The organism is Pseudomonas vancouverensis (assembly GCF_004348895.1).
GTDB classification, from domain to species: domain Bacteria; phylum Pseudomonadota; class Gammaproteobacteria; order Pseudomonadales; family Pseudomonadaceae; genus Aquipseudomonas; species Aquipseudomonas vancouverensis.
The window spans coordinates 83,521-104,022 of sequence record NZ_RRZK01000030.1 but is presented as its reverse complement, the minus strand read 5'-3'; the positions used below and the strand labels follow the sequence as shown (position 1 = coordinate 104,022).

At 61.1% G+C, this 20,502-nt stretch carries 16 protein-coding genes; 10 read left to right on the top strand and 6 right to left on the bottom strand.

All coding sequences use genetic code 11. The annotated features are described in order from the left end of the window. Window positions 1–118 precede the first annotated feature (118 nt). The 7 genes from EIY72_RS22650 to EIY72_RS22620 all read left to right on the top strand — a co-directional run bounded on the left by EIY72_RS22650 (window position 119) and on the right by EIY72_RS22620 (window position 6,231). On the top strand, window positions 119–1,513 hold the full coding sequence (locus tag EIY72_RS22650) for an ethanolamine ammonia-lyase subunit EutB (protein ID WP_093229825.1): 1,395 nt from the start codon (window positions 119–121) through the stop codon (window positions 1,511–1,513). Window positions 1,514–1,521: 8 nt separating this feature from the next. Then, a complete protein-coding gene (eutC, locus tag EIY72_RS22645; RefSeq protein ID WP_093229822.1) occupies window positions 1,522–2,346 on the top strand; it encodes an ethanolamine ammonia-lyase subunit EutC in 825 nt (274 codons plus the stop codon). Between the two features lie 114 nt (window positions 2,347–2,460). Further along, window positions 2,461–2,916, top strand: coding sequence for a GNAT family N-acetyltransferase (locus EIY72_RS22640; RefSeq protein WP_093229820.1), 456 nt, complete (start codon window positions 2,461–2,463; stop codon window positions 2,914–2,916). Window positions 2,917–3,142: 226 nt separating this feature from the next. After that, entirely contained in the window at window positions 3,143–3,799 is a 657-nt protein-coding gene (locus tag EIY72_RS22635) for a DedA family protein (protein WP_093229818.1), read from the top strand. 4 nt (window positions 3,800–3,803) lie between these two features. Next, window positions 3,804–4,616: a M90 family metallopeptidase gene (locus EIY72_RS22630; protein WP_093229815.1), complete on the top strand. Its 813-nt coding sequence runs from the start codon at window positions 3,804–3,806 to the stop codon at window positions 4,614–4,616. Window positions 4,617–4,728: 112 nt separating this feature from the next. Further along, window positions 4,729–5,256, top strand: a complete 528-nt coding sequence (ppa, locus tag EIY72_RS22625) for an inorganic diphosphatase (RefSeq protein WP_007933577.1) — start codon at window positions 4,729–4,731, stop codon at window positions 5,254–5,256. A 228-nt stretch (window positions 5,257–5,484) separates the two neighbouring features. Further along, on the top strand, window positions 5,485–6,231 hold the full coding sequence (locus EIY72_RS22620) for a S24 family peptidase (protein ID WP_093229812.1): 747 nt from the start codon (window positions 5,485–5,487) through the stop codon (window positions 6,229–6,231). Window positions 6,232–6,586: 355 nt separating this feature from the next. On the opposite strand, the gene EIY72_RS22615 is transcribed toward EIY72_RS22620, so the two are convergent. Genes EIY72_RS22615 through EIY72_RS22590 form a run of 6 tightly spaced genes read right to left on the bottom strand, consistent with a single transcriptional unit; the run spans window position 6,587 to window position 16,751 of the window. Next, a complete protein-coding gene (locus EIY72_RS22615; RefSeq protein WP_093229806.1) occupies window positions 6,587–7,399 on the bottom strand; it encodes a YfaP family protein in 813 nt (270 codons plus the stop codon). Between the two features lie 3 nt (window positions 7,400–7,402). Beyond that, the gene (locus EIY72_RS22610; RefSeq protein ID WP_093229803.1) at window positions 7,403–9,022 is read right to left on the bottom strand and encodes a DUF2300 domain-containing protein; all 1,620 of its coding nucleotides are present in this window, start codon (window positions 9,020–9,022) and stop codon (window positions 7,403–7,405) included. 1 nt (window position 9,023) lies between these two features. Further along, the gene (locus EIY72_RS22605) at window positions 9,024–13,586 is read right to left on the bottom strand and encodes an alpha-2-macroglobulin family protein (RefSeq protein ID WP_093229800.1); all 4,563 of its coding nucleotides are present in this window, start codon (window positions 13,584–13,586) and stop codon (window positions 9,024–9,026) included. Continuing rightward, a complete protein-coding gene (locus tag EIY72_RS22600; RefSeq protein ID WP_093229798.1) occupies window positions 13,583–14,233 on the bottom strand; it encodes a DUF1175 domain-containing protein in 651 nt (216 codons plus the stop codon). The genes EIY72_RS22605 and EIY72_RS22600 overlap by 4 nt, the downstream gene beginning before the upstream one ends. Beyond that, a complete protein-coding gene (locus tag EIY72_RS22595) occupies window positions 14,218–15,924 on the bottom strand; it encodes a DUF2138 domain-containing protein (RefSeq protein WP_093229795.1) in 1,707 nt (568 codons plus the stop codon). Before EIY72_RS22595 ends, EIY72_RS22600 begins: the two co-directional genes overlap by 16 nt. A gap of 38 nt (window positions 15,925–15,962) precedes the next feature. Continuing rightward, entirely contained in the window at window positions 15,963–16,751 is a 789-nt protein-coding gene (locus EIY72_RS22590; RefSeq protein ID WP_093229793.1) for a YfaP family protein, read from the bottom strand. Window positions 16,752–17,261: 510 nt separating this feature from the next. Here EIY72_RS22590 and EIY72_RS22585 point away from each other — a divergent pair. The 3 genes from EIY72_RS22585 (at window position 17,262) to dxs (ending at window position 20,378) form a co-directional block, all read left to right on the top strand. Then, window positions 17,262–17,504 (top strand): exodeoxyribonuclease VII small subunit, encoded by a 243-nt coding sequence (locus tag EIY72_RS22585; protein WP_007970180.1) that lies wholly within the window; start codon window positions 17,262–17,264, stop codon window positions 17,502–17,504. Beyond that, entirely contained in the window at window positions 17,501–18,388 is an 888-nt protein-coding gene (gene ispA / locus EIY72_RS22580) for a (2E,6E)-farnesyl diphosphate synthase (RefSeq protein ID WP_093229791.1), read from the top strand. Before EIY72_RS22585 ends, ispA begins: the two co-directional genes overlap by 4 nt. Window positions 18,389–18,479: 91 nt before the next feature. Further along, the gene (dxs, locus tag EIY72_RS22575) at window positions 18,480–20,378 is read left to right on the top strand and encodes a 1-deoxy-D-xylulose-5-phosphate synthase (RefSeq protein WP_093229788.1); all 1,899 of its coding nucleotides are present in this window, start codon (window positions 18,480–18,482) and stop codon (window positions 20,376–20,378) included. The last annotated feature ends 124 nt before the right edge of the window (window positions 20,379–20,502 follow it).

The window sequence follows — 20,502 nt, the reverse complement described above, 5'->3', positions numbered from 1 at the left end:
TAACCCTGTGGGAGCGGGCTTGCCCGCTATAGCGTCCTGACTGTCTCCGCGACTGAGCGCCTTGGCTCAGGCCTTGCATCTAAAGGTCATCATCCAAATATCTGGAGAACACCGCCCCATGGCCGCATTTGCCCATTCCGTCGGCGCCCAGACCTATCGTTTCGACAGCCTCAGAGACGTCATGGCCAAAGCCAGCCCGGCGCGTTCCGGGGACTTCCTGGCCGGTGTTGCCGCCCAGAATGATGGCGAGCGCGTTGCCGCGCAGATGGCATTGGCTGACATCCCGCTGAGCCATTTCCTACAGGAAGCGCTGATCCCTTACGAAACAGATGAAGTTACCCGACTGATCATCGACACCCACGACCCACAGGCATTCGCCATTGTCAGCCACTTGACTGTCGGCGGCTTTCGCGACTGGCTGCTCAGCGACGCAGCCAACGAGCAGACACTGCGTGCCCTGGCGCCTGGACTGACCCCGGAAATGGCGGCCGCCGTGTCGAAGATCATGCGCGTGCAGGACCTGGTGCTGGTGGCGCAGAAGATTCGCATCGTCACGCGATTTCGCGGCACCCTCGGTCTGCGTGGCCGCCTGTCCACACGCCTGCAACCCAACCACCCGACCGACGAGCCGGCCGGCATCGCCGCGAGTATTCTCGATGGTCTGTTGCACGGTAATGGCGATGCCATGATCGGCATCAACCCGGCGACCGACAGCATCGCCTCGATCTGCGCCCTGCTGGAAATGCTCGATGCCATCATCCAGCGCTATGACATCCCGACCCAGGCCTGCGTGCTCACCCATGTCACCACCTCCATAGAAGCGGTGAATCGAGGCGTGCCGCTGGATCTGGTGTTCCAGTCGATTGCCGGTACCGAAGCAGCCAACGCCAGTTTCGGCATCAATCTGAACCTGTTGCAGGAAGGTTACGAAGCCGGTTTGAGCCTCAATCGCGGCACCCTCGGGCAAAACCTGATGTATTTCGAAACCGGCCAAGGCAGCGCATTGTCGGCAAACGCCCATCACGGTATCGACCAACAGACCTGCGAGACCCGAGCCTACGCCGTGGCACGCCATTTCAAGCCGTTTCTGGTGAACACCGTCGTAGGATTCATTGGCCCGGAGTATCTCTATAACGGCAAGCAGATCATCCGCGCCGGCCTCGAAGACCACTTCTGCGGCAAGCTGCTCGGTGTGCCCATGGGCTGCGACATCTGCTACACCAACCATGCCGAAGCCGATCAGGATGACATGGACACCTTGCTGACCCTGCTCGGCGTCGCCGGAATCAACTTCATCATGGGCATTCCCGGCTCCGACGACATCATGCTCAACTACCAGACCACGTCCTTCCACGATGCGCTCTACGCCCGCCAGACCCTGGGATTGAAGCCTGCGCCGGAGTTCGAGCAATGGTTGGCAAGAATGGGCATCTTCACCCAGGCGGACGGCCGGGTCCTGTTTGGCAACAGCCTGCCACCGGCCTTCCGCCAGGCATTGGCGCAATTGGGATAAGTGTTGATATGGATAAATTACCCTTTGATCCCCACAATCCCTGGCTGGAGCTACGCCGTCTGACCCCGGCACGGATCGCCCTCGGTCGAACCGGCACCAGCATTCCGACCCGCGCCCAGCTTGATTTTCAGTATGCCCACGCCCAGGCCAGGGACGCGGTGCATCTACCGTTTGAGCATGCCGCGCTCCGTCAGCAACTGGCCGAACGCGGTCACGACTGCCTGTTGCTGCACAGTGCTGCACCGGATCGCAATACCTACCTGCAACGCCCCGATCTTGGGCGAAAACTCAGTGATGCCTCTGCGCAAGCCCTGAATGACTATGTCGCCAACCACCCAGGCGGGGTGGATCTGGTGATTGTGGTTGCCGATGGCCTGTCGGCACTGGCCGTGCATCGGCATACCCTGCCGTTTCTGGCGCGTCTTGAAGAACAAATCAGCGCTGAAGGCTGGTCCGTGGCCCCTGTGGTGCTGGTTGAACAAGGTCGCGTAGCGATTGCGGACGAGATCGGCGAACGCCTGGGCGCGAAAATGTCGGTCATCCTGATCGGCGAACGCCCTGGCCTGAGCTCTCCCGACAGCCTGGGGTTGTATTTCACCTACAATCCCAAGGTCGGCCTGACCGATGCCTGGCGCAACTGCATCTCCAATGTGCGGCTGGAAGGCTTGAGCTACGGGATGGCGGCACATCGCCTGCAGTTTTTGATGCGCGAAGCCTGTCGGCGTCAGCTCTCGGGGGTCAACCTGAAGGACGAGGCACAGGTGCAGACGCTGGAGGCAGGCGCGGAGACCGATATGAAAGACAATTTTCTGCTGGCGCCACCCGGTTCCTGAATCGCTTGTGCGTTGCACTTTCGTGCCAATTTCAGGCAGGATCGTTGCGCGGCCGCCACGGGTTTCCCATCGCCGTCAGAGACGTAAGACAGCCAATTGAAGACGAGACCTATCATGCGGATTATTCAAGCGACCCTCGAACACCTGGACCTGTTGACCCCGTTGTTCGTCAAATATCGCGAGTTTTATGGTTCCCTGCCGTATCCGGACTCGTCCCGGGCTTTTCTCGAAAAACGCCTGCGGCGCAAGGAGTCGGTGATTTACCTGGCGTTTTCCGATGACGACAAACTGATGGGCTTCTGTCAGTTGTACCCGAGCTTTTCCTCGCTCTCGCTCAAGCGTGTGTGGATTCTCAACGACATTTATGTCGCAGAAGATGCCCGCCGCCAGCTGGTTGCGGACAACCTGATCCGCACGGCGAAAAAGATGGCCAAGGAAACCAATGCCGTGCGCATGCGTGTTTCCACCAGCAGTCATAACAAAGTCGCGCAGAAAACCTATGAATCCATCGGGTTCAAGGAAGACACCGAGTTCCTGAACTACGTGTTACCGATCAGCGACGAACTCTGATACCGCTGGAAACCTGTAGGCGCGAGCTTGGCCGCGCCTTAAGGCACAGCACCATGCCACCCGTCTGCCATGACACGCCTCGCTACAATCTCGACGCGTTTTTCACCTATCGGCCCGTATAATGCCGACCTTCCCGGCTTGTAAGAAAAACTACTGTCACTGGTAGTCTTACGCGAAGTCATCCGCACAGGCCTGCCGAGTCGGGCCATTGACACAGGTGCTTTACATGGATTTCAACCCGATTGACCTTATCCTGCATCTCGACGTTTACCTCGACATGTTGGTGACCAACTACGGGACCTGGATCTACGCCATTCTGTTCATGGTGATTTTCTGCGAGACCGGGCTGGTGGTCATGCCGTTCCTGCCGGGTGATTCCTTGTTGTTCATTGCCGGTGCAGTCGCAGCGGGTGGCGCAATGGACCCTGTATTGCTGGGCGGTTTGCTGATGCTGGCGGCGATCCTCGGCGACAGCACCAACTACGTGATCGGGCGAACCGCGGGCGAGAAGTTGTTCAGTAACCCGGATTCGAAGATTTTCCGCCGCGACTACCTGCAAAAAACCCATGATTTCTACGACAAACACGGTGGCAAAACCGTAACCCTGGCGCGCTTCCTGCCGATCATTCGCACCTTTGCACCGTTCGTCGCCGGCGTTGGGAAAATGCCTTACCCGCGCTTCTTCGCTTTCAGCGTCTTCGGCACCGTGCTGTGGGTCGGCGGTCTGGTGACGCTCGGTTACTTCTTCGGCAACGTCCCGTTCATCAAGAAGAACCTGTCGCTGATGGTGGTCGGCATCATTCTGCTGTCGCTGGTACCGATGATCATCGGCGTCGTACGCAGCCGCTTCGGCGGTTCGAGTTCCAAAGCCGAATCCCGCTGAGCCGATGTGGTCCCTGAGCGCCTGGCGTCGCCGGCGCATCCTGGCCCGGCACCCGATTACCGACGACATGTGGCAACGGGTGCGCCATCACCTGAGTTTTCTCGATGGCCTGAGTGCTGCCCAAGACCAATGGCTGCGCGAGGCCTGCGTGCTGTTTCTCGAAGACAAGCACCTGACCGCCCTGCCCGGCGTCGAGTTGCACCAGGAGCAACGGCTGCTGCTGGCCGCCCAGGCACAATTGCCGTTGCTGAACCTCGGTGACCTGAACTGGTACCGGGGCTTCCACGAAATCATCCTCTACCCCGACGACTTCCTCAGCCCCCAGCGGCATCGCGACGCCAGCGGCGTGGAACACGAATGGGACGGTGAACACAGTGGTGAGGCCTGGCAACAGGGCCCGATCATCCTCGCCTGGCCGGGTGTAATGGCCAGTGGTGGTTGGGAAGGCTACAACCTGGTGATTCACGAACTGGCACACAAACTCGACATGCTCAACGGCGACGCCAACGGCCTGCCGCCACTGCACGCCGACATGCGCGTCAGTGACTGGGCCCGTGTCATGCAGCAAGCCTACGACGATCTCGACCGGCAACTGGACCGCAACCCTGACGCCGAAACCGCCATCGATCCCTACGCTGCGGAAAACCCGGCCGAGTTCTTCGCCGTCACCAGCGAATACTTCTTCAGCGCCCCGGATTTGCTGCACCAGGCTTATCCACAGGTCTACGAACAGCTCAAGCTGTTTTACCGCCAGGACCCGCTGGCCAGATTGCAGCAACTTCAGGCGCACAACCCTGTCTATCAGCCACACCACTGAGTTCTCACGACCTCTGGTACATGGCATCGGCACAGGAATATGCCTATAATCGCCGCCACTTTTTGGTCAATCCGGCCAAGTGTTTCTGGTCAACTAACGGGGGCAACGCCCAATGAGCTACAGCAAGATTCCGGCTGGCAAAGACCTGCCGAACGACATCTACGTCGCGATCGAGATTCCGGCCAACCACGCGCCGATCAAGTACGAAATCGACAAAGACAGCGATTGCCTGTTCGTTGACCGTTTCATGGCCACCCCAATGTTCTACCCGGCCAACTACGGTTACATCCCGAACACCCTGGCTGACGACGGTGATCCCCTCGACGTGCTGGTCGTGACCCCTTACCCGGTTGCGCCAGGTTCGGTGATCCGCGCTCGTCCGGTCGGTATCCTGAACATGACCGACGACGGCGGCGGCGATGCCAAAGTTATCGCAGTACCACACGACAAGCTGTCCCAACTGTATGTCGACGTGAAGGAATACACCGACCTGCCGGCCCTGCTGATCCAGCAGATCGAGCACTTCTTCGCGAACTACAAAGATCTCGAAAAAGGCAAATGGGTGAAAATCGAAGGTTGGGACGGCGCAGACGCCGCCCGTGCCGCGATCACCAAGTCGGTTGCAGCCTATAAAGGTTAAGAGCAGCTGCGAGCTTTAAGCTGCAAGCTTCAAGAAAAAACCCCGGTTAGCCGGGGTTTTTTGTGGGCGCCGGGAAAGCACATAAACACACTGTTTAAATCAGATCCGCCAGCGGTTTTTGCCTGTTTAAAACTTCTCAAACAGGTCTTACATCAAGTCGTAAATTTCCCGCGAAATTTGAACACCCCGTTGATTCAAGCCTTGGTCGCCGCCAGTAGACTCGCGTTCATGAAAAAGAACACTAGCGGCCCCCGCTTCAGAATGCTCCTCGAAGAGGCGAACATAACCACCACAGGTTTTGCCGAATTCCTCGACACGGCACCGCAAAATGTACACAACTGGTACACCCGCGGTGTGCCTGCCCATTGCATGGAAGAAGTCGCTCGAAAACTGTCGGTCAGCAGCGCTTGGCTGAGGACAGGCGAAGGCTCGAAAGACTCCCAGCACCTGCGCCTGCCTGATGACACCGGGAATACCTTCGATGCCCAAACCATCCGTGGCGTTTACACGGTCATTGAGCCCAGCGACGTCGAACTGGCCTTCTACAAAGAAGTGGTCACCGCCCCGGGCTCCAGCAGCACCCATGTGATCATCGATTCGGAGCAAACCATCCGCCTGCCACGCAGCCACCTCGATGCCCTAGAAATCAATCACGCCGACGCCATCTGCGCGCTCATGAGCGGCAACAGCATGGCCGAGAGAATCGAAGACGGCTCAACCCTGGCCATCGACCGTGGCCTGACCCAGATCATCGATGGCGAAATCTACGCCATAGAGCACGACGGTATGCTGCGCATCAAATACCTGCATCGCCTGCCCGGCAACGCACTGCGCTTGCGCAGCCACAACCGCGCCGAATACCCGGACGAAATTTTCCGCGCCGCGCAAATCGAAGAGCAGAACATTCGGGTCTTGGGCTGGGTGTTCTGGTGGTCGACCCTGAACAAACGGCGGCCACCGGTGCCCTTTCTTTGAACCCGCGAACCGCAACACTTTGCCACCACGTAGGGTGGCCAAATGACTGCAAGCCGCAGTTCCTGCTGGGAATTTGCAGCAAACCTGCGTATGCTGCGCCCCACATTTGCGCATCGACCCGCCCCGCGGCTCAGATCGCACCGACCTGGCAGATGATTTTCTCCCCAGGTCCCACAGCCGGACGCAAGATCCGGGTGTACGTTTTGAAGGCTGGCGCGGTTTACCAAAAATGAACCAAGCCAGTCCCCGAGAAGCCGGCCACAAGCCGGCTTTTTAATGCCTGTCAGAAATCGCTGATTTCGTTACACGAAGCAAGGTAATCGCAAGTCGGCCCTGCGCAATCCGTACTTCCCTCTCACGGATAACTAAACCCCTTCACCAACGTCAACTCCCCCACCGCTCGCATCGGCACCACAAAGGTCTCCATCTTCTCGCTCGGCGTACCCTCTTCGGTAATCACCGTCACCTGCGCCGTGGTCAGCGGTTGTACCGCGTCTTCCTGCCCGTCTTCATCACTGCGATAACCACCGCCAAAGTAATTCACATACACCAGATACTGCCCCTTGATCGGCGCGGGCATGGCGAAGATTTCCGGGCCGTAGCCGGTGGTGACGTCGACGTCGAGTGCGGCGCCGTTGGCGGCGACGCGATCGCCGTACCAGATGTGGGCGCCGTCGGGGGTGATCAGGTGCAGGTCGAGGTCGGTGTTGTCGCTGTCCCACGACAACAACACGCGCAGCTTGGCCGGGGTCGCGCCGCCGCTGCTGTTGAGAAATTGCGTGCGATGGCGCAACTGGCCGTCGGGGCTGCGCACTTCAACGCTGTTGCTGCCGTTGGGGAACGAAAACGGGCGATCGAAACGACCGGCCGGGTCGATTTTCAGCGGCATGCTGACGCCGTTGACGATCAGCCGGCCAGGGTCAGTGGATTTTGGCGTGGCCTTGATCTGGCCGCTGATACGCGCGGTGATGGCCTGACCTGCCGGGGTGTTGACTGACGAGGCCGGGTAATTCACGGTCTGGCGGAAGCTTTCGCCTTCACCCTCCGCTGCGCCCGTGCGCCAGCCACCGACGGGGGTGTCGAGGGAGACACTGTCGACCGCCATCACCCATGGCAATGCCGAGAGCGAGCAGAGCAACAACACGACCTGTGGATAACTGAGTTTCATGGTCTATTCCAGCAAGAGGTGGCGGGCGAGCCCTTCGATGTAGTGTTCGTCCTGGCCGTTGGGATGTGCTTCAAACGCCAGGTGCAGGTATTCATGGGTCAGGTCGAGGCGGTCTTGCAGCGACTGGACGCCGCGCACGTAGATGCGCTGGCGTTCGCGGTCGACGTAGGGACGACCGAACGCCAGCCGACACACTGCGAAGGTGCTGACTTCGCTGTAGCCGACTTCACTTTCCAGCCGTGGCCGCCAGCTGCTGCGCTGCTTTTGCAGCCAGTCCTGTGCCGCGGGCAGCGCTTCGCAGGAAGCGACAGGATTGCCCCAACGGCTGAGGCTCGCGCGCGGATAGGCATGCAGCAAGATCGCGTCGTAGCGCTGACCGGCGTTGGCTTGTTCGACGGCTTGTTGCCAGGACAACTTGTCCGGGCCGGGTTGCTCGGAATGATAGGTGACCGTGCTGCCGGCCAGTACCAGATCGGCGGTCCACGCCGCGACGCGGCGAGACGCTTCAGTGGCCGGGCGCGGCGCGACCCGTTGCCGCTGGCTGCTGTCGTCGATGCTCAAACAGTCACCGTTGCGGGTCGCGTTTTGCAGCAGATAAGTGCGGATAGCCACAGACAAGGCCTTGGCGGCTTCGACCGGTTCGCTGCTGGCTTCGCGCTGCAAGACCCGGGCGACGTATTCCTCGCGATCCAGCCGGGCGACGAGTTTGCCATCGAGCAAAAACAGCTCGCCATCACTGTGGATATCCAGCGCATTGCCGTTGGCGAATTCGACACGGTAGTCGCCGCGCAAGGGGCCGGACGCTACCTCCCTGTCGCCGGAAAGCACGCATTGCAACGGGTAGCGCGAGAACAATTCCACCTCGACACAACGCCCTGCATCGACTGGCCACACTACCGGCAACAGCGCCGACAAGGCCGGTGCGTAGTCACGCAGCACCTGTTGACTGGTGCCGCGCCCACCGGCCCAGATCGCTGTGCCATCCACCGTCCAGCCGGCGAAGCCACCCTGACGCGAGGCCGCATCCTGATCGTCGAGCCAGCTCCAGGTCTTCACCCGCAAGCGACTGCCGAGTTCGCCGACGACATTGCCATCGGCGGCATTCAGCACCACATCAAGCAACACACGCCGAGCCTGATCCTGCGCCGGCAATATGCTCAGCACTTTCAACAACTCCACTACCGACACCCGCGTGGCCGGTTGCAGAGAAGGCAGCTCCTGCAACCATGACGGCGCCTGCCGCGCCTGCCAATAGGTTCGCCACTCAGGGGCGTTGATGCCCAGACGCTCAGGCTCGAAATACAACCCACAGGACTTCACCAACGCCTGATCGCGCTCGATCTTGTTGCCAGCGGTGCAGCAATAAACCTCTTCCTTCGACTGGCCGCGACATTCATAAGCCGATTCATGTTCGCCGGTATCCACCAGCCAGGCATAGACAAACAGCTTCCACACACTGCCCAGGGGCGTCTGTAACGACGCCGGTAACGGCTCGCGGGCAATCACCTGAGTCCGGTTCAACGACAGCAATTCACCGTTAAAACCCAAGCGCAGCGGTGCGTCCTGCGCCGTTGCCAGCGCAGGGAGCAGACACAACAGCCAGCCAAGCCAGGGCCGTAACACGTCAGTGAACCGTGACCTGGCCGAGCGCTGGTTGCTGTTCCTGCGCCTGATGCTGCGGTGCATAGATTTGCGTGAAGCGCACCGGCGGCAGGTTGAACTGGCCTTTTTGCGAGAAGCGCACCAGATGGCGCAGACGCAGCTCACCGCTCAAGGCATCCACTGGAATCGCGTAAGCCATTTGCCCCGGTTCAAAGCGCGCTTTCTCCAATGCACTTGGCTCGGTACCCGGCTTGCCCAACAGCTTGATGCCCCAGGTCGTGCGCTCGACATCCGCACCCGGAGGCAGCGGCACTTCAAGCATGCCGTAGCGCAATGGCTTGGCGGCCTTGCTGGTGATGATCACTTCATCCAGATAGAGGTTGTCGCTGGACAACGGCCCGCTGCCCACCGCCTCCAGTTTGAAGGTGAAGGCCTCATCCCCCGGCACCAGTCGGGACAGGCGTCGGATGATGGTCACGGCCATTGGGTCGACGGCCGGTTGCTGGCTCTGATAACTCAGCAAGGCACGCAGCGGGCGTTCCTGAGCACCGGTCAGCGACAAGACATTCGGCACTTGCGCGCCTTGCCAGGTCCAGTACAACTCACCGCTCGCGCCTTGTTCCTGCTTCCAGTTTTCACCCGGTTTGAGGGCAACGGCGGGGGCGGCCTGCTCGATGCTGCGTTGCAGCCAGCTCAGCGCCAGCGCTCGCTCAAGGGTCGACTGTTGCGGCAACAGACGTTGCAGCAAGGCCTGTGCACGGGCCTGATCAAAGGGTTGCAAGGACAGATTCAGCGCTTCGGCAAAGGGTTGTGAACTGACCGCCAAGCGCTGCTGCGCATCCGCCAGCTGTCGATTGAAAGCGTCCGGCACCGTGACTTTCGCTTGTTTGGCCAGTGACGCCGTCAGCACCCGCGCAGCCGACAGCCCCAAGGCCGAATCGGGGTCGCTCATGACGATGCTGTCTTCACCGTCCTCCAGCAGATTCACCGCCGTGCCCTCACCCGCTTTCGCCAGATCCTCCATCAAACCGCTGAGCAAGGTGTTGACCGGCAGTTGCATCTGTTTGGCAAACGACAGGATCAGCGCCCGTTGCAGCAGTGGTGTGTTTTTCGCCTGTTTCGCATACACCTCCAGCACTCGTTGCCAGTGCTCCGGTGGCAGGCTCAGGTCCAACACCTGGCTGGCGTGCCAATCAGCGTAATAGGCGTAGGCCGTGAGGAAGGCATCCGGTTCGCCGTCCATGCCCCACCAGGTGAAGCTGGCCGATGGACCGGCCATCTGTACAAGACGCAAGCGGCTGTTCTGCAGGATCAAGCGCAAGCGATCGCGGACCTGAGGATTGGCCGCCAGGGTCGGGTAAGCGATGCTCAGCGGCAGCAGGCGACTCGCGGTTTGCTCGACGCCACCGTAGGGATAACTCAACAGATCATCGAGGGCCGAACGGAACAGCGCTTGCGGGCTGTCGTCCAGGCGCAAGCGAACATCACTGGCGTCCGCCGGCAAGGTCAGCGGCGTATCGCCTCCGACCACGTCGAGACTTTGGCTGCGGGTCACTTGCCAGCCTTCGCCCGTCGCCGTCAGCTGTACCGCCAGGGCATCGGCGGTCTTGCCGTCCTGCACCAGTTCAGCCGTCCATTCGCCGTTGGCCAGTTCGAACGCCGGCAACGGAATGTAGTTGATGCCACTGTTGAGGGTGACCGGAATGCGCTGACCGCTGCCCGCGTAATGCGTCACCAGTTCAGCCTTGACCGGTTGCTCGGCCTGACTGAAAGCGAACACGCCGAGCTGCGGTTTGTCGCCGGAACGGAATCGGCTCGGCCCGCTCCACTTCAGGTACAGCGGTTTCTCCGAGCGCAGGAACTGCTTCTTCTGCCCGACATGGCCGTCATCGGCAATCGCCCGCGCAGTGATGCGCCAGCGGGTCAGCGAGTCCGGCATCTTGAAGGTGAAGCGGGTCTTGCCATTGGCATCGGTCAACAGTTCGGGCTGCCAGGCAGCGGTGTCGACGTCTTCGCGGCGCGGGCGTTCCAGCACTTTCACCCCACGCTCGCTGCGATTGGCCTTGCCCGGTGCAGCGGGGCTGCCCGGCAATGCCACGTCATAGCTGATGAAGGACAGGCTGGCGCTGGTGCGCACGTTGTTGCGCCGTGGGTGATAGAAGAACTGGTCGATGGTCGGCGCCACTTCCGGTTGCAGGGCGTAGACCATTTCATCGACCACGCTGACGGTCAGGTGCGCCGGCAACGGTTTGCCGGCGAACTGGGTGGTCAGGTCGACCGACACGGTTTCGCCCGGCTGATAGGTCTCTTTATCCGTGGCGATGGTCACGTCGATCTGCGGCGTGATCACCTTGATGCCGGCGTTCTGGAAGCTGTACTGACCACCCTTGGTGTACAGCACCGAGAAGGTCAGGTTCGGTGCAAAAGCGTCCTTTACCGGAATGCGTGCGCGGTACTGGGTGTCGCTGAGCTTTTCCATTTTCAGCCAGTCGGCGCCCTTGGACAGCAACGCAGTGGCCTCGACTTTGTCGCGCTCCAGCGACAGCAATGCATCGCTGACCGGCTCAGGAAATGTGATCAGCGCCAGCGCTTCATCTCCGGCCTTGTACTCGGGTTTGTCGAGGACGATTTCCACGGTACCGGGCACGGCTTTGACACCCTCTCCGGTGACCGAGTGTCCGCTGGCGCCGACTACGCGACCGTGATCGTCCTTGAGCGTCAGGTTGTAGGTGCCCGGCCGGTCAAAGGCCAGCGAGAAGCCTTTATCGGTGGCGGACAAATTGCCTTCGTCCTTGCTCTGATCTTCCAGGCGCACCCAGGCGTAACTGCTCGGCGGCGCCGCGGCTTGCTCACTCTCATTGGCGTAGCTGAACAGGACTTTGTCGCCCACCGCGCTGAAGCGTTGCGGCGCACTCAAGCGATAATTCGCGGCACCACGATCGATGAGAATTTCCTTGGTGGTCTTCACCCGATACGCCGCGCCATCGCTGGCAAATACCGTGAGCATGTAGCGGCTCGGCTTGTCGGCGGCCGGCAGATCGAGGCTGGCGTTACCCTTGGCATCGGTGGTCAATTCAGTGCTGGTCAGTTCGACCGGGAACTGCCCCAGGTATTGCAGTTCGTTGTCGACCATCGACAGCTGTTGCGCACGCAGGCTCAGGCTGAGTTTGGCATTCGCCACCGGCTTGCCGTCCGGGTACAGCAGCACCAGATTGCCTTTGACCGGCTCGCCGGTGCGGTAATCCTGCTTGGCCAGGTTGAGGGATATCTCGAAGTGCGGCTTGATGTACTCGGCGACACGGAAGGCGCTGCTGTAGAGCTGATCCTTGTAGCTCAAGCGCAGTTCGTAACCCCCGGCCACGGCGTTGTCCGGCAACTGGAAACGGGCCTGGGTGCCGGCCTTGGAATCCAGTTTCAAGTCGAGGGATTGCAACGCTGTGCCGGTGGCATCGAGCACGCTGACATTGATGTCGGCGGCACCCGGCAGTACCGAGTCCCGGGCGTTCTTGAACTCACGGCCGACGACTTTCAGCGACACCCAATCCCCCGGGCGATACAGCGGTCGATCGGTGAAGGCGTAGAGTTTGGTGTCGTAGATTTCACTGTCGTAATAGAAGTTTTCCGAGACGAATACGCCGCCCTCTTCGTCTTCGCCAATGACATAGGATCGCTCGGGGCTGGCGTGCTTCAGGCGCAGCAAACCATCGGCGTCAGTGACGCCGCTGTTCATCACGCCAAGGCCATCGGTCCACAGCACATTGACCTTGGGCACCGAGCTGCCTTCGTGTTTGCGTGCCGCCCACACCAGCAACTCGTCACCGGCAATCTTGCTCACCGCCACGGTGTTGGAGACGAACACCATGGTGGTGGCGCGGTACTTGCCGATCAGCGCTTCCACCAGGTACAGCCCGGGTTTCAGGTTGCCCAACGGGATGTACACGTTGCCCGGGGCAACACTGACGAACTCGCTGGAAGACCCTGCCAGATTGACCCCGGCTGGCGGCTGGATCGGTTTGGCTTGCCACAGCGGATAACGGAACTGGCTGACCACCGGCAGACCGGGGATCAGGGCGAATTGCGGCTGGGCGTCGTAGGGCGTAGGCGCAGCCATCGCGTTGCCCATCTTCAGCTCCGGCACTGCTTCGGTGACTTGTTTACGCGACTCGTAGGAAAACGCCCGCTGCATCACCCGCCGGGATTTGCGGTACCAGTTGTCCCACAGGTACGCCAGCGTGTTCGACAAGCCTTCACCCTTGAACTGGCCATCGCTGACCACCCGGTGCAGGTTCTTCTGGCGCTTGAGGAAGTCCAGCGGCTTGTCGATGCGATACACGCGAATATCGGCGCCCCCGTAAGGCTCCATGCGGAACCGCCGGTAGTCGCGCCCCGGTGCTTCGAGGCGCACCATCGCCTGTTCATCGCTGGCAAAACTGCTGTCGGCCAGCAGGAAAAAACTTTCGCCCGCCACGGGTGCGTAGCCGCTCGACGGCACGCTGTCATCAGCGTTGACCGGCGATACCGACAACCACAGGGCGAACAGCAACGGCAGTTTCAAACACAAGCGCAACATGCGGGCACCGGTCATTGGGAGAGAAAATTCAGTCGATAGACGCCGATGAAATTGGGGTTGCTTGCATCGGGTATCCATCGGGTGTCCTTCCATGTCATGAGTTGTTGCAGGCTTGCCGAACGCATGCCGTTGTCGGTGGGGGTGCTGGTGCCGGTGTGATAGGCGATGTAACGGCCCATCCAGATCATCAGGTGCTGGTCGTCACCCTGATCGAAGAACATCAGGTCGCCGGGACGGGCCTGGGACACATCGCGGCTGACCAGATGACTGTTGAACTGAATCAGTTTGATCGCGTTGACGTAGGGCCCGACCTTGCCGCCACCCTGTTGCCATTGTTGCGCGAGACCGCGTTGGGCCTCGCTCAATTCGAGCTCCGGCGGCAAGTAGCGATTGGACATGCCATTGCTGCGCAGCCACTTGTCGTCGTGGACTTTCAACGCCTCATTGGCGGCAAAGCGCACCAGCCCGGCGCAGTCCTGTTGATACCAGCGCGGGCTCGGGCCCTGGCTCAGCTGTTCCTGGGCGATGCGCACGAACCAGGCGCGGAAGACCTGGGATTGCTGCGGGTCGAGCGCCGGCGTTTCCACGGCTCGGGCCGTTGCGCTCAACAGCAGCGCGAACAGGCCGAGGCTTCTGATCAGCGTCGTCACAGGGCTTTCCATTGCAGCGGCAGCCACTGCCAGTGGCCGTCCGGTTCGCTGCCTTCGGGCAAGGTCAGCGCGTATTTCCCGTAGCCGCCCAGCTTGCGCAGTTTCGGGATCAGGTAGGTTTGCGCGGCGTTGTTGAACACCGGCTCCATGTCCTGGGGCAGGCTGTCGAGGGTTTCCTGCTGAATCAGTTGCGCCATGGCATCGGGGCCGAAATAGACCGGCATCAAGAGGTCCTTGGGCACCACGTCAGCCATCGGCGGGAAGCGTTTGTCGAGGGTGCCGAGGGCCTTGTCCACCAGCTTGTCGTCGAGGGAAAACAGCAGCGTCGAGGCGTGCCGTGCCAGGCTGACTTTCATGAAGGCCTTGCCGGTGATGGCGTCCGGGTCCTCGGCATCCTTGGCAGCATAAGGGCCGAAACTGCTACTGACCTGACGCTGCCATTGATGGCTTTGGCCCTCCTGTTTTTCCACCACCGGGAAGGCGCCGTCTTCGACATTGTTCTCGTAGGCGCCGACCATCGAGCCGAACAACTTGCCCAGATCACCGTCGAGTTTGCCGCTGTCATCATCCTTGAGGCTGGCCACCAGCAAGGGCGTGTACAAACGTGAATCGGCGTACCAGCACAGGCCAGCGGCGCCGGCCATGTGTTCGGTCAGCGCCTGGGCGACTTTGTCCTCGGCGCCAAGTTTCACCAACAGCGGTTTCTGTTGCTCGGCGGCCAGCGGCAGGGCCACGCAGGCACTGGCGCCCATGGGCATGGCTTGCCAGATCGGCTTGAAATCGAAGTCCGCCTGGTTGTCTTGCTCGTCCAGTGCCAGGAAGCTGTGCCAGCCCTTGTCGTCCATGTCGAAACGCAGACCGGCGAAGTTGGGGATGAAACGCTGATACCCCATGGCCAATACGCTGGCGTTGACCGAAAGCCGCTGCTTCACCTCCGGCGCTCGCGGTGGCAGGCCGAAGGCTTCGGGGAAGAGTTTGTCGCCATTGAGCAACGCGGCAATGGCACTGGTCGAAACGCTGCCCGCCTCCTCGGCTGCACCGCTCTGCGGATCGTAGAGTTTCGCCGGATTGGACAGCACCACCAGTTTGTCGGCGTGGGAAGCGAAGATCAGCGCCTTGCTGGCGTTGTAGGTGAGTTGGTACAGGCTCACTTCATCGCTGCCGACCTTCACCTCGCTGACCTTGCTCAACTGCGTGTCATCCAGCGCGACTTTGGCCAGCGGCTCCAGCACCTTGGCCAGGCCTCCACGGTCCATCACCAGCAGGAAATCCTTGAGCCGGCCATCCGCACCGCGCCACAACGCCACATCGGCCGGTTGATCGAAGAGCTGCTCGATCAGGCTGTCCTGCAATTTCAGGTCATGCTCGTAGATGATCCGCCGCAAGCTGCCGATCAGGCCAAGACGATCGGCATGGGTCTGGTAATAGAAGACAAAGTCTTCGGTCAGGGTTTCCTTGAGGAAAGGTACTGCCAGCAAGTCCTTGGGCAGTTGGCTCAACGAATGGCTTTCCAGCAAGCCGTCAGGGCGACTCATCCCCAGCTTGTCACTGGCCAGCACTGGGGCTGCAACCTTGGGTTTGTGCATGAACCACGCCATTCCCCCGGCAACGCCGGCGACCAGGCATAAACCGATCAACAGTGTCGGCCAATGCAGGGAAGATTTCGCTGCGGGGGCGGCGGGAGTAACCGTGTTATCGCTCATGTTCACAAAACCCGAATGTCATCCGTGGAGCGGGATGTTTAATATTTGAAAGTCTTGACCAGTAGCAGGTCACCGATGGCACGCAGGGGCACGATGAAGGTCTCGCGCTTTTCGTCGACGGTGTTTTCGTTGAGCACCAGGCTGATCTGCGAGGTAATCACCTCGTTCTGGTTGCTGGACTCATCGAAGTTATAGCCGCCGCTGCCGAAGTTGCCCCAATAGTTCACATAAACCAGATAGGTGCCATGCAGCGGCGCGGTCATGGTGAACATTTCCGGGCCCGGTCCGTCGACGCCATCCGGGTCGAGGCCGCCGCCGTTGGTCAACGCCGTGTGCGCCCAGAACGCGTGCTGTCCGTCCGGGGTGATGATGTGCAGGTCGAGTTCGGCCTTTGGATCGTCCCAGCCCAGCACCACACGGACTTTCGCCGGGGTACGCAGGTTGTTGGCTTCATAGAACTGCACACGCTTGAGCGACTGCCCTTCGGCGCTGCGGATCTCGACACTGTTGGAGCCGGCGCCAAACGCGTAAGGCCGCACGAACCGGCCTTGCTCGTCGGTATACAGATTCAGGGGATTGCCGTTGACCGCCAGCGTGTGCGGCCCGCGTTGGTTGCCGATGGCCTTGAGGCGGCCTTCGATCATGGTCCGGTTGCGTTGGATACCACGATCAATAGGCGGCGTGGGATAAGCGACCTGCGGATTTTCACTGCGGTCCAGCAGGCCGTTAAAACGCCAGCCACCCACCGGCTCCGACAACTCGGCGCTCGGCGCAGCCAGGGCCGGCAGACAGGCCCAGCCGATCAGCAGCAAAAGAAATGAACGCATGTGACGCCTCCTGCCATGCCTGACGAAACCTTGTGCCCGATCCTCGGCGCATTACAGGTACGAATGTTGCGTTTCGTCTGAAAGACCCGTGACTGCCGGGTCGGATATGGCGCGAAGGTTAGCCAGTCATTTCGCCCGTAACAATCGGACATTTCCTACAATGCGGCGCCAATCACGATTCGAGAATGCACCATGAGCCGAATAGCGAGCCTATTCGGCTCACAAAATGAGCCGAATAACCTGTTTTCTGGATTCGGCATCCAAGGTGTGGCGAGGGAGCTTGCTCCCGCTGGACTGCGAAGCAGGCCCAAGCAGTGACGTGAGCGACACCTGCACAATTGCTGCCCCTGTTTTTCAGGGCCGCTTCGCGACCCAACGGGAGCAAGCTCCCTCGCCACAGAAATCAGGTTTACTAAGAAGCTTCAGTGGCGCAATCAAGTCGCTCATTTGCCCATGCCCCCCCTATCTGCTAGTGTCGCGCCGGTTTAACGTCAACCGGAAATCGCCGCCATGGCCCGCAAAAAAGCTGCACTGGATTTCGAACAATCCCTCGCCGACCTGCAAACGCTGGTAGAGCGTCTGGAGAATGGCGAACTGTCGCTGGAAGACTCGCTGGCCGCTTTCGAGCAAGGCATCGGTCTGACCCGTGATTGCCAGGCGGCGCTGGCCCAGGCCGAGCAAAAGGTTCAGGTGTTGCTTGAACGTGATGGCGAGCTGGCCGAGGAACCCTTCGACGCGGATCAGCCAGAATGATTGCAGCGTACTCGGCAACCAGCCAGGCCCGCGTCAACGCCGCCCTGGAAACCCTGTTCAGCGCCCCGAGCCCGGAGCTGGCGCGCCTTTACGAAGCCATGCGCTACAGCGTGATGAACGGCGGCAAGCGCGTCCGCCCGCTGCTGGCCTACGCCGCCTGCGAGGCCCTGGGTGGCAAGGCTGAGGATGCCAACGGCGCGGCCTGCGCGGTTGAGCTGATCCACGCTTATTCCCTGGTGCACGACGACTTGCCGGCCATGGACGACGACGATCTGCGTCGCGGCCAGCCGACCACCCACAAGAAATTCGACGAAGCCTGCGCCATTCTGGCCGGCGACGGCTTGCAGAGCCTGGCCTTCAGCGCCCTGCTCGATCCCCGCCTGAATGCCGCGGGCGCGGAAATCCGCCTGCAAATGGTCAGCGCCCTGGCCCTGGCGGCAGGTCCTGCGGGCATGGTTGGCGGTCAGGCCATCGACCTCGGCTCCGTGGGCCTCAAACTCGACCAGAAAGCCCTCGAATACATGCACCGGCACAAGACCGGCGCGCTGATCGAAGCCAGCGTCAAGCTCGGTGCTCTGGCCAGCGGCCGCGCCGAAAAGGACGAACTGAAGTCCCTGCAGACGTATGCACAGGCCATCGGTCTGGCGTTCCAGGTCCAGGACGACATTCTCGACGTCGAAAGCGATACCGAAACCCTGGGCAAACGCCAAGGTGCCGATATTGCCCGGGACAAGCCGACGTACCCGGCCCTGCTCGGCCTCGATGCGGCCAAGGCCTATGCCCTGGAACTGCGCGATCAGGCCCTGCATGCCCTGCGACCCTTTGACGCGGGCGCCGAGCCTTTGCGTGAGCTGGCCCGGTATATCGTCGAACGGCGCAATTGACAGCTAATCGGTCAAAAAAGACCAACGCGTGGGCAGGGACCGATGCATCAGGTAAACTGCCGCCTCTTTTATACCTATAACGATTCGCCTGATGCCCACGACGTTTCATGAGATTCCCCGCAAGCGCCCGACCACGCCCCTGCTCGACCGCGCGAACACGCCGGACGGCCTGCGCCGGTTAGGTGAAGCCGAGCTGGAAACCCTGGCCGATGAGTTGCGCCTGGAATTGCTCTACACGGTCGGTCAGACCGGTGGGCATTTCGGCGCCGGCCTGGGCGTGATCGAGCTGACCATCGCGTTGCATTACGTCTTCGACACCCCGGACGACCGGCTGGTGTGGGACGTGGGTCATCAGGCTTATCCACACAAGATCCTCACCGGTCGCCGCGAGCGCATGGGCACCCTGCGCCAGAAGGACGGCATTGCCGCTTTCCCGCGTCGCTCCGAGAGCGAGTACGACACCTTCGGCGTCGGTCACTCCAGCACCTCGATCAGCGCAGCGCTGGGCATGGCCATTGCCGCCCGCCTGCAAAACAGCGATCGCAAGGCCATCGCGGTGATCGGTGACGGCGCGCTGACCGCCGGCATGGCGTTCGAGGCGTTGAACCACGCCCCGGAAGTCAACGCCAACATGCTGGTGATCCTCAACGACAACGACATGTCGATCTCGCGCAACGTCGGCGGGCTGTCCAACTACCTGGCGAAGATCCTTTCCAGCCGCACTTACGCGAGCATGCGCGAGGGCAGCAAGAAAGTCCTGTCGCGCCTGCCGGGTGCCTGGGAAATCGCCCGTCGCACCGAAGAATACGCCAAGGGCATGCTGGTCCCCGGCACGCTGTTCGAAGAGCTGGGCTGGAACTACATCGGCCCGATCGACGGCCACGACCTGCCGACCCTGATCGCCACCCTGCGCAACATGCGTGATCTGAAGGGCCCGCAGTTCCTGCACGTGGTCACCAAGAAAGGCAAAGGCTTCGCCCCGGCGGAAGTCGACCCGATCGGTTACCACGCCATCACCAAGCTCGAACCGCTGAACGCACCGGTCGCTGCCCCGAAAAAAGCCAGCGGACCGAAGTATTCCGGTGTGTTCGGCGAGTGGTTGTGCGACATGGCAGCGGCCGACCCGCGCCTGGTCGGGATCACCCCGGCAATGAAGGAAGGCTCCGACCTGGTGGCCTTCAGCGAACGCTTCCCGCAGCGCTACTTCGACGTGGCGATTGCCGAACAGCACGCCGTGACCCTCGCTGCCGGCATGGCCTGCGAAGGCGCAAAACCGGTGGTGGCGATCTATTCGACCTTCCTGCAACGCGGTTATGACCAGTTGGTGCATGACGTCGCGGTGCAGAACCTCGACGTGCTGTTCGCCATCGACCGCGCAGGTCTGGTGGGCGAAGACGGACCGACCCACGCCGGCAGTTTCGACCTGTCGTTCCTGCGCTGCATCCCCGGCATGCTGGTGATGACGCCGAGCGACGAAAACGAGCTGCGCAAGATGCTCACCACCGGCCACCTGTACGAAGGCCCGGCGGCGGTGCGTTACCCGCGCGGCAACGGCCCGAACGCGACCATCGAGAAAGACCTCGAGCCGATCGAGATCGGCAAGGGCGTGGTGCGTCGTCAGGGCAGCAAGGTCGCCCTGCTGGTGTTCGGCGTGCAACTGGCCGAGGCGCTAAAAGTCGCCGAGACCCTGGATGCCACCGTGGTCGACATGCGTTTCGTCAAACCCCTGGATGAAGCGCTGGTACGCGAGATTGCCGGTAGCCACGAGTTGCTGGTGACCGTCGAAGAGAACGCGATCATGGGCGGCGCCGGTGCGGCGGTCAGCGAATTCCTCGCCCGCGAAAACATCCTCAAGTCGATCCTGCACCTGGGCTTGCCGGACATCTATGTCGAACACGCCAAGCCGGCGCAGATGCTCGCCGAGTGCGGGCTGGATGAAGCCGGGATCGAGGCTTCGATCCGCGAGCGGCTGCAACTGCTGAACCTCTAAACACATCACCCTGTGGGAGCGAGCTTGCTCGCGATAGCGGCCTGTCAGTCGACGCAGATGCTGACTGAGACACCGCAATCGCGTGCAAGCTCGCTCCCACAGTGGTTTTCAGCGTCTATCAAAA